This is a genomic window from Nocardia sp. NPDC046763 (genome assembly GCF_040645495.1).
GTDB lineage: Bacteria > Actinomycetota > Actinomycetes > Mycobacteriales > Mycobacteriaceae > Nocardia.
This window is the reverse complement of record NZ_JBEYYI010000026.1, coordinates 11,774-24,409: the sequence shown is the minus strand read 5'-3', so window position 1 is coordinate 24,409 and position 12,636 is coordinate 11,774. Positions and strand designations below refer to the sequence as shown.

Sequence of the window (12,636 nt, the reverse complement as noted above, 5' to 3'; positions counted from 1 at the left end):
GGCAGGGTCCTCGGCGACCCGCGGGCCGTGGCTGACACCAGCGAAGGTCGCTACGCTGCCGCGCATGATCGGCGCTTCCGGACTCGATTGGGGTCACGAGCTCTTCCACAGTCTGTGGTGGATCGCGAAGGGGTTCGTGATCACCGCGGTGATCTTTCTGACGGTCGCGGCAGGCCTGGTCAGGTTCACCTCCTGGGGCCGAATGTTCTGGCGGATCACCGGTGGGTACTTCCGGGGGCGTCAGAGCTGGCGGGGCTGGGCGTTGCTGGCGATCGTGGTCCTGCTCGCGGTGTACTCGGTGCGGATCAACGTGCTGTTCACCTACTACTGCAACGACATGTATTCCTCGTTGCAGCTGGGGGTGCAGGCGCTCGCGGAACACAATGCCGCGGAGGTGGCCGGTGCCAAAACCCTGTTCTGGCACAGCATGATCGTGTTCGCCGTGCTGGCCGCCGTTTATGTGGTGATGGGCATGGTCACCTATTGGCTGATTCTCTGGGGGTACCTAGGCCGTCGCAGGATGTCGCGTTGCTGACACTCCGGTGGGGTTTTGCGGCGGTTCTCTTGGGTGTGTAGCTCTGCGGCTCCGCGCCTGGGTCGAGATGGTCAGAGTTGGGCGCTCCCGCCCGAAAGGGTATGTGCAGCAATTGATCCGGGAGATAGCGAACTGGACGGTGCGGAACTGTCGATTCGCCTGTCCGTGGCCATGACAAAGTGACTCTGGCGTACTTTCGAAAGTGCGCCAGAGCCACGTCCGTATGGCCATTGACATTCGCCGTTCCGGCCATGATGGTCCCAGCGTTGAAGTAGCCTGGTTCCTTGTCGACTTGCTACACCAATGGTGTTGTGGTAGTTCATCTTTCGATCTTCGGAGGATCCATGAGCGCTGAAGAGTCTCGCGATGCTATCGATGATGTGAGCCCGGGTGGAGAACCGCAGGGCACGGTGATGAAGTTGGCGACTCCGGACGGGGAGCCGGTGTCGGTGGTGCTGGGGACGATGTACCCCGAGCTGCCCGACCACCTCGATTTCCGGGGGGCCGAGATCTCACTCAGCACCCACTGGTGGGGGTTCCAGATCCGCATGAACGCCAAGGCATGCTCGATCTTCAAGAATTGGGCTCCGACGATCGCCGGAGCGGTCGCGAGGTTAATGCCGGGCATCATCGGTGAGGTGTTCAAGCTGACATTCGAAGCGCGGGCACTGATCGTGGACGCCTACAAGAACGTTGGGTGTCGGCTGGTGTCGCCATGGATCGCACCCGGCATGCTGATCCCGATCTCGTTGGCACCCAAGGACGACACGCATCTGTGGTGGACCGTCTACGGGCGCAACGACTCTGGTCAGTACAGCTGGAAAGAGGACGAGCGGTTCACCGATCATCGTTCGAAGTCGAATCCTGCGGTGGCCGCGCTCGGCAAGAAGCTGTACTGCGTGCACCGCGGCGACGGGGACAAGAAGCTGTGGTGGACCGTTTACGACCCCGACAAACGTGACGTCGGCTGGTCCACAGACACCGCCTTCCCCGACCACTACAGCAAAGACGGACCCGCCCTGGCCGAGTACCGCGGCCACCTGTACTGCGTGCACACTGGCAGCACCGAAGATACCTTGTGGTGGACGCGTTTCGACGGCCAGAAATGGAGCGCTGACAAAAAGCTCGGCGTACAGAAAAGCAGCCGAGGGCCAGCTCTCGTGGTCTACAGAAACGAGCTGTATTGCGCCTACAAAGCAACTGGTGGCGACAAGCTGTACTGGTGCACCTTCAACCCGGCCACCGACCGTTGGAACGGCGACCAGCCGTTCGGCGACCAGCGCACCAGCTCCAACCCCGCCCTGGCCGTCCACAAAGACATGATCTATTGCGTGTACACCGGCAGCGGCACGACAAGCCTCTACTATTGCCGGTTCGACGGCACCAGGTGGCGCAGCGACAACAAGCTGCCCAACCACCACAGCAAAGAAGGACCCGCACTCGCCGAGTTCAAAGGCGACCTGTACTGCGTGCACCGCGGCGCCACCAGCGGATCCCTGTGGTGGACCAGCGTCAATGACACCACTTGGAGCCCTGACGTCAGACTTCCTGACCACTTCAGCGCTCAAGGGCCAGCACTCGTCGCCTACCGCGACAAGAACGGTCTCGAAGATCAGCTCCTGTGCATCCACCGCGGCTCGCAGTAGGGAGGGCATCACCGCATCGACCAACCAACAAACGCATGCCGGGCCGCGCCCAACAGCTCCCAGTGAACATCCCTAACAACCAGGACGCGGTCGGGTTCGAATGCACGCCCATGCCGCATACCGCGCTGACCGAACCGGCCAGCGCGGTATGCGGAAGATCGGCCAGCCCTGCCGAACTGAGGCGCGCGAACGGCGCACAGACCAAATCGAGGCAACTCAGAATCCCCGATGATCAGCACGACACCTGTTGGGATTTGCTACAGTCCCGCCAAAGCCACTGAGCTGCAGAAACCTCCACTCGAACCGCTCGCCCGCCTGGTGACCCCCAGAGAAACTGGGACTACGCCTTCTAGTACTGCAACGGCACTCGCCTGAGTCCGTGCTGGTAGTTCTGATGTGTGGTGTTGGATCGGGTTGTGGCCGAGTTGGATTCGCTGATTGCCAGGATCGGGGGCCGGTTCACCCGGCCCGAGCCGCGGGGCCGGGCGCGGGAGTATGTGTCGGGTCTGATGTCGGGGTTGGAACGTAAGAATGGGTGGACGCAGGCCGAACGTGCTGGTGAGGTGGGTCCGGACGGGATGCAGCGGCTGCTGCGGAAAGCTGATTGGGATGTCGACGGGGTGCGTGATGATGTGCGTGGCTATGTGGTCGAGCATCTCGGTGACCCGGCCGCGGTGGTGGTCGCGGACGACACAGGGTTTTTGAAGAAGGGCGTGAAATCTGCTGGGGTGCAACGCCAGTACTCGGGAACGGCGGGCAGGATCGAGAACTGTCAGATCGGGACGTTCCTCGCCTATGCGTCGCCGCAGGGGCACGCCCTGATCGACCGGGAGCTCTACATTCCCGAATCCTGGATCGAGGACCGGGGCCGGTGCTGCGCCGCTGGTATCGGTGACGACGTCGAGTTCGCGACCAAACCGCAGCAGGTGATCGTCATGCTCGACCGGCTGCTGGCCGCCGAGGTCCCGTTCACCTGGTTCACCGCCGACGAAGCCTACGGTCAGAACCGTGACCTGCGGCAATGGCTCGAGGACCACGACGTGAACTACGTGATGGCCACCCGTCGCGACGACCCGGTCACCACCCGCGCCGACCGCGTCGAGCGCGCGGATGTGCTGATCGGCGAGTTGTCGGCCGGGTCGTGGCAGCGGCTGTCCGTCGGCGCCGGCGCGCACGGCCCCCGAGAATACGACTGGGCTTACCGGCAGATCGACGGCACCTGGGCTCGTGGGCGCGGGCACTGGCTTTTGGCCCGCAGCGCGCTGACCCCGAACCGGAAGGGCGAGCTGGAAATCGCCTACTACCTCTGCTACGGGCCCGCTTCCTCCCGGTTGGTGGATCTGGCCTGGACCGCCGGATCCAGATGGCATGTGGAGGAAGCGTTTCAGCAGGCCAAGAACGAGGCAGGGCTCGACCACTACCAGGTCCGCGACTATCGAGCCTGGTACGCCCACATCACTTTGTCCATGCTCGCCCTGGCCTACCTCGCCGCCTCGAAAGCCCTTGCCGCAAAGGGGGACTCGGCGACCAGCCCGCAGACATGATCGCCCTGACGCTACCCGAGATCCGCCGTTTGCTCGTCGCACTCGTCCTCACCACCTCTCATGGCATCGATCACATCTGGGCCTGGTCCCACTGGCGGCGCCGCCGCCAACTCCAGGCCCGCCTATCGCACTACCGTCGCCGCGGCCACCCACTCGACTGATCCGAGAGTGCCGTTGCAGTACTAGATCCATTGGTGGAAGTGGCTGAACACTCGCTATCTCGACGACTGGATGGCGGGCAAGGCGTACTACCGAAATCGGTTCATCGACAACACCATCGACAATGCCGACCAGCGAATCCAGCAGGACGTGCAGGATTTCGTGAACGGCAGCTTCGCGGTGGCCTTCGGCGGCAATGTTGGCCCGTACGGGGTCAGCGGCAACGGTGTGATCGGCAGTGGACTCGCAGTGGTGTCTTTCACGCCGATCCTGTGGAAGCTGTCACTGCCGCTGAATGTTTTCGGCCAGCACCTCTACCGCGGGCGCTGGTCTTCTCGGTGTTCGTGTTCACCCTGCTCGTGACCGCTGTCGCGTTCTGGATCGGGCGGCCGCTGATCTGGCTGAACTTCTGGTTCCAGCGCCGCACCGCCGACTATCGGTTCGGGCTGGTGCGATTGCGTGAGAACGCCGAGAACGTCGCGTTCTATCACGGTGATTGCGAGGAGCGTGGCGGGCTGGACTATCGCTTCGACCGGGTCATCGACAATACGTGGGAGCGGGTTTATCGGCTGATCAAGTTATATGGCTGGAACCTGCTGACGAATCAGACCTCGGCGGTGTTCGTCGGCTGATCATGGGTCCGCAGGTACTCGTCGGCGCCACCACACTCGGCAACATGCAGCAGGCGGGCAGCGCCTTCGACCGCCTGCAAGCCGCGGTGTCGATGCCCGCAGAACTCCTACGACGCATTCACCTACGTGCGGGCCACCCTGGTTCGCCTCGATGGTTTGCGAGACGCCGACGAGAAGGCCCGGGAACTACCGTCCATCGCTACCGGCGAACAGTTCGAGGGCCTGTTGACGGACGTGTCGGTCAGCAAGCCGGACGGCACGACGCTGATCAACGATCTGTCACTGCGGCTTTCGCCCCGGGGACGCGCTGGTCGTCAAGGGCGATTCGGGTGTCGGCAAGACGACCCTGCTGCGCAGCATCGGCGAATTGTGGCCCTACACCCAGGGATCGGTGCGACGACCGCTGGGCAACGACACCCTGTTCCTGTCCCAGCGGCCATACCTTCCGCTGGGCACACTACGAGCGGTCGTCATGTATCCGGGAGCACCCGACGTCGTCTCCGACGCCGCGGTGCGCGAAACACTGATCAAGGCAATCTCGGGCACCTGGTGGATCGGCTCGACGAGGACGACAACTGGAGTGCCACCCTCTCGCCCGGTGAACAGCAGCGCATCGGCTTCGCGCGAATCCTGTTGCTGCGACCCAAACTCGCCTTTCTCGACGAGGCCACCTCCGCGGTCGACGAGGGGCTCGAATACACCCTCTACCACCTGGTCCGCAGCGAATCCCCCAACACCGTGCTGGTCAGCGTCGCACACCGCAGCACGGTGGACCGCCATCACAACCAGCGACTCGAGATCACCGGCGACGGTGCGTGGATTCTCTCGCAGCAGGAGGTGAGCGTTTAGGTGCGGTGCTGGATCGGCCGTCTCGACCACCACATCGACCTCTTCGGCACCTGCCCCGACTGCGCCCCCAGTGACCCGATGATTGCCGGGGCGCAGGTGAGTGAGGCGTGAAAACCCGAACGGAGGGAGACCTCGGCCCCTTCCCCGATGGGTGTTCCCGAGTTGGCGGGGGTCGTGGTCTCCCTTTGGGTGTGTGGACGGTTCGAGCACAGTCCGCGGCGGCAGGGTCCGCTTGCGCGGTGGATCGGCCGGACGTTCGTTGGGTAGACACGCTGGTTCGATAAGCGATCGTTCGGATGGGACGATCTCAGTGTTGCCAGGCCATGAACTCGCGTGGGGATGGCAGGGTGATGACGGAGACGCGGGTTTCCGCGGCGCGGTCAACCGGCGCCCGGTGATCCGATTCGGGCAGTCTTGCACACCGCAGAAGCGCGAGCGGAGCGAACGAGGCTATGCACCTTGAGAATTCGCGATGGCACCGGGCAGGGGTTGTGACCGACGGAATCTATCCGTCGATTATTCGCGTCAGTATGGTTGCGGGCAACTGAAGTTGGATTGTCGTACTGGCTGATCAGTGTCGGCGAACCGACCTGCAATGCAGGGAAACGCTCCAGGAGTTTGTCGACCTGCCGACGGACGACAGCGAGTTCGGCGTCGATCGACTGAGCCTGCGTAGCGGCCACTGCTGCACCACGGCCGTTTTGATCACGGTATCAAGGGCCGGGCAGCGTTCAGTTCGGTAATGCCAACAGTTTCCGCACCCAGGAGCGCTTCGGATCTTCCTCTGACCGGTCGGCAGTCGATGTCGGCTCCTTCGATGCGACGGGGCATCGGGGCAGCGTAGGCGGTGATGTCGGCTCCGGTGCTGACCGCCGCAGGAAGGCTGGTCGCAGTTGCGGGTCCGGGGGATCGTAGTAGCGGTGGAAGGTCGGGGTCAGGCTCGCGGACAGCGGCGGGTTGATCCAGCTCCAATCGGCGGGGCAGCCGCGGCCCGCGTCCTTCTCGCGCTCGACGTGGTCGATGAACTGTTTGGCGACGGTGTGGTGGTCGACCAAGTGGACGCGAGACTGTTTGTAGCTGTGCAGGATCGCGCGGCTGAGCTCGACCAGCGCTCGGTCGCGCCACAGGGTTCGTTCATTCGAGCAGTCCAGTCCCGCGCGCTGGGCGATGTCCGGGAGCATGTCGTAACGGTCGGAATCGCCCAGATTGCGACCGATCTCGGAGGAGACATACCAACCGTTGAACGGCGCACACGGATAGCTGATTCCGCCGATCTGGAGATCCATGTTCGATACGGCCGGCACGGCATGCCATTTCAGGCCGAGGTCGCCGAACCAGGCATGCTCGGGATGGGTCAGCGGCACCTCGAGAACCAGATCCGCGGGCACCGGGAACAGATGCACTTGTCGATCGGGCGCCTGGATCAGCAGCGGAAGCACATCGAACCGGCCTCGGGTGCGAGGCCGCCAGCCTCTGTCCATCGCCAGATCGGTGAGTTCGACATTCGCCGGGTCACCCAGGACGCCGCCGGGGACCCGGTACCCCGCGTAGCGGATGAGCTGAGAGTTGAGGATTCGGAATGCCCGTCCCTCGGGATCGGCGGGCGGGCCGACGGTGATGAAGCACCGCACCGCGCCACCGTTGGTGCTGCGGCGCAGATGCTGCCAGCAGGCCTGCGCGATATCGGACGCGGTGCGCGCGGTCCGTGCGTCGAGGACTTCCAGTGCGCGCCAATGCTTTCGACCGACGCAGCGATCGTGGTTGCGCCAGGCCAACCGGGCACCGATACGGAGTTCGTCCGGGGTGTGCGGATAGGTCCCGGTGCGCCGGAATTCGCGTAGCGCGGTCTTCACCCGTTCCGATGGCAGGTGCGCCAGTTCGGATTGGGCGAAGAACTCCGCGCATTCACGCAGGTGGTCACCGTCCGAGCCGGGAGCGTGCGGCGAGTCGAAGTCACCGAGCGTCGCGTCGGGCCGCTGCCCGATCGCTGGCTCATTGCTCGACCGTGACCCAGGTACTGAGGTGGAGCTCGTCATGAAGTTGTCGCCTTCGTGCTCGATTCAATCTCGCCTGATATCCAGCGTCGGCCCCTTCCTGACATCCTTTCCCGCCGCTGAATATCGCACACATCGCCTGAGATTTGCCTCGATTCATCACAGTGGTTCGTGGACGAACAGGATCGTGCAGCCGGCTCGGCTGAAGGTTTGGTGTTCGATCGGGTAGGGGTAGCCGACGAAGTCACCGCGAGCGCGCTTGGCGGTTCGGCGGGTGCCGTCCGGGAATACCCATTCGTCGTCGGCCTCGCTGTCCAGGAATAGGACCGGTGCGCGGTCCGGTGCTGGCAGCGCGGCGCGTCGGCGAAGGCTCGCGGTGCCGAGGACCGCGACGTCTGATCAGGCCCGGTGCGATGCCCGCGTAGGCCGCCAGATGCCCAGAGGATTTGAAGGCCGACCCGTCGCCGACTTCGAGCAGGATGCGGGCGCCGGTCCTGACGCCGATGCCGGGCATCGAGGTCAGGACCTCGGCAAGAGGGTGAGTCCCACTCGAGCGGTCCCGCGTGGTCTCGTGGCCGGAATGCCCAGCCCCAGGCTAACCCGGCGTCGGCTCTCGGCGCGGGAGCGCGGTGCGTGTTCGCGGGTGTGTCCGATACCGCGCACCATGTCGGTCCGGCACCCGCCTGGCCTGCGCGAGGTCTCGACCCTGGAGGGGGCAGGGCCGGTTCTGGTCGCGCTGCGCGGTGAGGGCGTTGTTGGTTTCGCGCAGCGCGGTGTTGGCGTCTTCGAGGTCGAGGATGCGCGCGATCCCGGCCAGGTTGATCCCTTGCCCGGCCAGGGCGCTCACACGTGCCAGCCGGGCGAGGTCCTCGCACCGCCAAGCTGCCGACCGGGCCCGCCACCGGCAGGCCCGGTCGGTGCGCGGCGATCAACCCGCAGGTCGCGATGGCGTTCATCGCCGGGGACATGATCGTGCAGATCGAGATGGTGAAAGAACTGATCGCCGATCTCACCGAGATCGGCCACCTCGGCACCGACGGGCTGCACAGCACGGACGTGGCGCGCTTCTCGGGCCTGGCCGAGGATCTGGTGGCCTGCGCGGTCATCGCCGATCGCCGCTCCGGAGCGGGCCCGGATCGGCGCGGCACTGGGCCTGACCGCCGACGCGGCCCGCGCCCGGCACGGTCATCGGCGGCTCGCCGTGGAGTGGCCGATCCCGGTTCCCGGCGGGAATGCCGAAAACGGGTAGTCCCCGACAACGCATTCCTGCACAGCATCCAGTCGCCAGCGGAGATCCAGCGATCGTTTTCCGAACATGCACGGAGCATCACGAGCGGGGACCCCAGGCCAGACCGGGTAACTGTTTGCGCAGTCCCGGCCGGTTGTGCCCGCAGTAGGGGTTATTACACGCAGGTGAAATCCTGCTCACAGACATTCAGTCCGGTATGTGAGGTCGCCTAGGCTCGGCAGGGTGCTCGACCTCCCGGGTGCAGGAAATGAACCAGCGGGCTACCCGGACCTCCTGTCAACGGTCGTGCTCTCATATGTGAGAAGGATCCGCGATCGTGACTCTTGATGTACAACCCTTGCTTGGTGAGGTCCGGTCTCGCGATGAACTCCCCGATGAGTTCTTCGCCCTGTTCCTCGACCCGACCCGCACCTACAGTTGCGCGCTGTGGACTCGCGCGGATGAGACTTTGGAACGAGCCCAGTCGGCGAAGATCGACCTCGCGTTGGCTCAGTGTGATCTGCGGCCGGGGATGACTTTGCTGGATGTCGGCTGCGGTTGGGGTTCGACGATGTTGCGGGCGATGGACACCTACGGGGTGAACGCGATCGGGTTGACCGGCAACCGTCACCAGCACCGGTATGTGCGGGACCGGCTCGTCGACCGGCTGATCCGCGGGCGCCCCTACGGCGGGGTGCGGCGGCAAGGCTGGGAGGAATTCGACCGCCGACCGGATCGGATCGTCTGTATCGGCATGCTGGAACACCTCCACCCGCGGCGCTACCCCGATTTCTTCGATTTCGCCTACCGGATTCTGCCCGAGGACGGGGTGCTGTTGGTGCAGACCGTCGTCGCACCCGGCCGCGATCGTCCCGATGCCCACCCGGCGCGGCTCGCGGGTACCGATTCCGTCTTTGCTCCGGAGACCATCTTCCCGGTCGACCGGCTCCCGCCACCGACCGGCCGCAACCCCAAGGGGGTCACCGAGTACGCGGTAGATGCCGGATTCACCATCACCGGAATCGGGAAACTAGGACCGCACTACACCACCACACTGCAGTGCTGGGCCTCCGCTCTGCATGAGCACCGCGACCGGGCGATCGAACTCGCCGGGCGCGATACCTACAACGCCTACATCAACTGCATGACCGGGTACGCCGACTACTTCCGCAGCGGCTACCTCGACGTCATGCAGTTCACCTGCACAAAGCACCCCGCACGCCACCAGCCCGCGCCGCCCTCGGTCCTGCCTCGCGATATCCCGGCTCCCGCGCGTCAGTCCCAGTTTCCGCTGCGCGACCTGCCTGATATCGTCTGCCGCTGAGTCGACCCGGGGGCGAATGGTCGTGGCATTACCAGCGACCCAAGATTCTGCGGGACACGAACGCCCGGTATGCCCGAATTCGCCACCGCGACCATCGTTTTCCGAACACCATGAGCCTTATTCAGCTTGGGTTCTGAAGAATTCGAGCGCGACGACGGCGGCGATGGTTGCCTCGAATGTGCCAATCGGGCGGCGGTAATCGGTGTGCAGGATCCTCCAGGTTTTCAGGTTCGCGATGGCCCGTTCGACGGCGGCGCGGACGGTGTTGACGGTGGCGTTGAACTGCTTTTCCCAGTCCAGCAGCTCCCGGCCGGGCGGTTTGCGGATCGGGGTGAGCATTCCCTTGCCGATGTAGCCCTTGTCGCCGATCCAGTCTCCGCCGCCGGCGAGCACGCCCGAATCGTGGACCGCTCGGGCGTCGTGACGCGAGCCCGGCACCGGGTCCGATACCCATCGCAGTCGCCCGGACAGGTCGGCGGCGACCTGCAGGTTTATGCCGGTGGTCTTGTGCTTGCCGGAGTAGAGGTCCTTGCGGTCGTGCCACGACCAGCACGGCACCAGCGTGCCGTCGAGCAGCAACTGTTCGTCGGCGGGCAGGTCCTCGGCGACCGGGACGTGCTCGCGCAACGCGGTTTCCAGCCATCCGGTCACCGCGCCGATCGCCCGCGAGATCGTGGACTGGGAGGTGTCGTACCACTGGGCCAGTTCGACCTGGCGGTAGTTGCGGCGCAGGTAGACCAGTGCGACGCACACGCAGGTGAACAACCCCAGCGACGGCGGATACCCGATCCGTTGACCCTGCTCGGCGGCGGTTTCCTCTACCCTCGCGGTCAGCTCGATGATCTCGTCCCTGTCGAAACCGGTGGTATGGTACACGCGCGGCGGTCCTGTCCTGCTGAAACTGTTTGTAGCAGAACGATTTTGCGACGGTGGGACCGCCGCTTCCGGCGTGACGCGCCACAGGCTCGGTACCGTCAGCGGCCCGGATCGATAGCCGGATGATCGCCCATCACCGGCATTCCCCCTTCCGGGAACGCGCAGCCGCAGAACGAGAACGAATCACGGAAACCCATTCTCCCAGCGGCTGAATAAGCCTCCATATCGACGGATTTCGACAGCTTGAGCATCGAGGACGCCGACCCTTGTCGACCGGGCCATTACGGTCCTGGCCGAGGTAGAGGGTTCAGAGACCCTCACAAACACAGTCGGAATCTAGCCGCTCGAAGTCCCGTGACGGTGAAGCGTTCAACGTGACCGCATCCGCCATTCTCGCCGCGGCAAACGCGGGCATCGACAAGCAGCACGCCATTCTGACCGGCGAGGCGGTCGGCCAACAAAATGTCAAGTTGAAAGTTGTCACCGATGCCGCTCATAGTGCTGCGCCATCCTCAGCCGGACCATTCCGAGATGCCGGAGGCGATAGTTACATCCCGGTTACCGCGGCGGCGTATGTGGGGTCGGCATTGTCCTCGGGTGACAATGCCCGCGGCGAATTTCGTTGATGCACGACGGTGTCCAGGCGCGGCGTGATTTCTACCGTTGTCGTCATTCCCTATACCCGTTCTGAGGACCGCTGATGAACCCTTTCTCGACTCTGCCGGACCGTCGTGCGGCTGCTGCACCGGACGCGGCCGCCGTCGCCGACGACAGCACTGACCTGAACAATGCAGGATTCCTCGACGCTGTGCGGCGTGCCGCCGCTACCCTGCGCGCCGCGGGAGTCTCGAGCGGCGACGTGGTTGCGATCATGTTGCCCAACACTGCCGCTTATGTCGTATCCCTGTTCGCTACCTGGCGTGTTGGTGCCACGGTCAGCCCTATCGACCCGTCGCTGACCTCCGCAGAAGCCGACTATCAGCTGACCGATACCGGCGCCAAGGTCCTGATCACCGCGCAGCGGCCCACCTCCGACGCGGCGGTCCACGTCGTCATTCCCGCCGACGATCTCACCGCCGCTGACCCTGATGTCGCCGAACCCGCACGGCCCCGCAACGACACACTGGCGCTGCTGTTCCGCACCCACGGCACGGGCAAATCCCACAGCGTGACGGTCGACCACGCCAACCTCAACGCCATATGCTCGGTGGCGATCGAGGCATTCGAACTCACCGCAACCGACCACAGCCTGCTGCATCTGCCGTTGTTCCACGTCAACAGCATCGTTGTCGGCACTGTGTCGCCGCTGCTCGCCGGTGGGCGCGCCACCGTGGCCTCAAGCCCGAAGACTTTCTTCGACCGGATCGAGCGCAGCCGTGCCACATGCATCTGCGCTGTCCCGGCCACGTATGCACTGCTGTCGGACCTGCCCGCCCACATCCGGCCGAACACCTCATCTGTGCGGTTCGCCATCTGCGGCGCGGCCCCGGCAGACGCCGAACTGCTGACCGAATTCCAACGCCGCTACGGAATTCCGATCATCGACGGCTATGTCTCCGAAGTTCCGGCACGAGCACGCCGCTCACCGTGACCCGCACGATGGACAGCGCCGGAATACTCCCGCCAGGCCAGCTAGCTGATTCGGACCGCTGCCCCGCAGGCGTCCGTATCGCGGCAAGGTCGGAGCCGCATGTTGGAATGCGGCCGGTGAGAGGCCCTGACGTCTGGACCTGGCCGCAAATGGCCGGTCGATACGGTGATCGCTGAGTACGACGACAGCGAGCCGGGACGCAAGCCGGTCGATGCGATCGATGAAGTTCGCCGCCGGTGTTGTCCCCGCAGGACAAGC

Annotated in this window: 13 protein-coding genes and 3 pseudogenes; 11 read left to right on the top strand and 5 right to left on the bottom strand. The window is 64.6% G+C overall.

Going from position 1 to position 12,636, the window contains the following annotated elements; all coding sequences use genetic code 11:
• The first annotated feature begins 64 nt into the window (after positions 1–64).
• From ABZ909_RS32660 to ABZ909_RS32630, 7 genes and pseudogenes are all read left to right on the top strand, one after another.
• Positions 65–535, top strand: a complete 471-nt coding sequence (locus ABZ909_RS32660) for a hypothetical protein (protein WP_357007380.1) — start codon at positions 65–67, stop codon at positions 533–535.
• A 344-nt stretch (positions 536–879) separates the two neighbouring features.
• Positions 880–2,181 (top strand): hypothetical protein, encoded by a 1,302-nt coding sequence (locus ABZ909_RS32655; protein WP_357007377.1) that lies wholly within the window; start codon positions 880–882, stop codon positions 2,179–2,181.
• Between the two features lie 398 nt (positions 2,182–2,579).
• Positions 2,580–3,704: pseudogene (locus tag ABZ909_RS32650) on the top strand (IS701 family transposase); the annotation flags it as partial.
• A 17-nt stretch (positions 3,705–3,721) separates the two neighbouring features.
• The gene (locus tag ABZ909_RS32645) at positions 3,722–3,886 is read left to right on the top strand and encodes a hypothetical protein (RefSeq protein ID WP_357007374.1); all 165 of its coding nucleotides are present in this window, start codon (positions 3,722–3,724) and stop codon (positions 3,884–3,886) included.
• A 25-nt stretch (positions 3,887–3,911) separates the two neighbouring features.
• Positions 3,912–4,247 (top strand): hypothetical protein, encoded by a 336-nt coding sequence (locus tag ABZ909_RS32640; RefSeq protein WP_357007612.1) that lies wholly within the window; start codon positions 3,912–3,914, stop codon positions 4,245–4,247.
• Positions 4,223–4,516 carry a hypothetical protein gene (locus ABZ909_RS32635; RefSeq protein WP_357007371.1) on the top strand — a complete coding sequence of 98 codons (294 nt, stop codon included), beginning with the start codon at positions 4,223–4,225 and terminating at the stop codon, positions 4,514–4,516. The genes ABZ909_RS32640 and ABZ909_RS32635 overlap by 25 nt, the downstream gene beginning before the upstream one ends.
• Positions 4,517–5,065: 549 nt before the next feature.
• On the top strand, positions 5,066–5,365 hold the full coding sequence (locus tag ABZ909_RS32630) for an ATP-binding cassette domain-containing protein (protein ID WP_357007369.1): 300 nt from the start codon (positions 5,066–5,068) through the stop codon (positions 5,363–5,365).
• A 731-nt stretch (positions 5,366–6,096) separates the two neighbouring features.
• Here ABZ909_RS32630 and ABZ909_RS32625 read toward each other — a convergent pair.
• The 3 genes and pseudogenes from ABZ909_RS32625 to ABZ909_RS32615 all read right to left on the bottom strand — a co-directional run.
• Positions 6,097–7,401: a nitric oxide synthase oxygenase gene (locus ABZ909_RS32625; RefSeq protein WP_357007367.1), complete on the bottom strand. Its 1,305-nt coding sequence runs from the start codon at positions 7,399–7,401 to the stop codon at positions 6,097–6,099.
• A 343-nt stretch (positions 7,402–7,744) separates the two neighbouring features.
• Positions 7,745–7,900, bottom strand: a pseudogene (locus ABZ909_RS32620) (transposase); the annotation flags it as partial.
• 54 nt (positions 7,901–7,954) lie between these two features.
• Positions 7,955–8,230, bottom strand: a pseudogene (locus ABZ909_RS32615) (hypothetical protein); the annotation flags it as partial.
• Positions 8,231–8,304: 74 nt separating this feature from the next.
• Between ABZ909_RS32615 and ABZ909_RS32610 the strand changes: the two are divergent.
• Both ABZ909_RS32610 and ABZ909_RS32605 read left to right on the top strand, forming a co-directional pair.
• On the top strand, positions 8,305–8,820 hold the full coding sequence (locus tag ABZ909_RS32610) for a hypothetical protein (protein WP_357007364.1): 516 nt from the start codon (positions 8,305–8,307) through the stop codon (positions 8,818–8,820).
• 104 nt (positions 8,821–8,924) lie between these two features.
• Entirely contained in the window at positions 8,925–9,911 is a 987-nt protein-coding gene (locus tag ABZ909_RS32605) for a class I SAM-dependent methyltransferase (RefSeq protein ID WP_357007361.1), read from the top strand.
• Between the two features lie 117 nt (positions 9,912–10,028).
• Here the strand turns inward: ABZ909_RS32605 and ABZ909_RS32600 are convergent, their stop codons facing one another.
• Positions 10,029–10,787 carry a transposase family protein gene (locus tag ABZ909_RS32600; RefSeq protein WP_357007358.1) on the bottom strand — a complete coding sequence of 253 codons (759 nt, stop codon included), beginning with the start codon at positions 10,785–10,787 and terminating at the stop codon, positions 10,029–10,031.
• 98 nt (positions 10,788–10,885) lie between these two features.
• The gene (locus ABZ909_RS32595) at positions 10,886–11,038 is read right to left on the bottom strand and encodes a hypothetical protein (RefSeq protein ID WP_357007355.1); all 153 of its coding nucleotides are present in this window, start codon (positions 11,036–11,038) and stop codon (positions 10,886–10,888) included.
• Positions 11,039–11,161: 123 nt separating this feature from the next.
• Here ABZ909_RS32595 and ABZ909_RS32590 point away from each other — a divergent pair, with 123 nt between their 5' ends.
• Positions 11,162–11,413: a hypothetical protein gene (locus ABZ909_RS32590; RefSeq protein WP_357007353.1), complete on the top strand. Its 252-nt coding sequence runs from the start codon at positions 11,162–11,164 to the stop codon at positions 11,411–11,413.
• A gap of 74 nt (positions 11,414–11,487) precedes the next feature.
• Entirely contained in the window at positions 11,488–12,378 is an 891-nt protein-coding gene (locus ABZ909_RS32585) for an AMP-binding protein (RefSeq protein ID WP_357007351.1), read from the top strand.
• Positions 12,379–12,636 lie beyond the last annotated feature (258 nt).

Coding starts and splice junctions, on each gene's coding strand:
- ABZ909_RS32660 (WP_357007380.1), top strand. CDS start 65: ATGATCGGCGCTTCCGGACTCGATTGGGGTCACGAGCTCTTCCACAGT.
- ABZ909_RS32595 (WP_357007355.1), bottom strand. CDS start 11,038: ATGCTCAAGCTGTCGAAATCCGTCGATATGGAGGCTTATTCAGCCGCT.
- ABZ909_RS32625 (WP_357007367.1), bottom strand. CDS start 7,401: ATGACGAGCTCCACCTCAGTACCTGGGTCACGGTCGAGCAATGAGCCA.
- ABZ909_RS32610 (WP_357007364.1), top strand. CDS start 8,305: ATGGCGTTCATCGCCGGGGACATGATCGTGCAGATCGAGATGGTGAAA.
- ABZ909_RS32655 (WP_357007377.1), top strand. CDS start 880: ATGAGCGCTGAAGAGTCTCGCGATGCTATCGATGATGTGAGCCCGGGT.
- ABZ909_RS32645 (WP_357007374.1), top strand. CDS start 3,722: ATGATCGCCCTGACGCTACCCGAGATCCGCCGTTTGCTCGTCGCACTC.
- ABZ909_RS32585 (WP_357007351.1), top strand. CDS start 11,488: ATGAACCCTTTCTCGACTCTGCCGGACCGTCGTGCGGCTGCTGCACCG.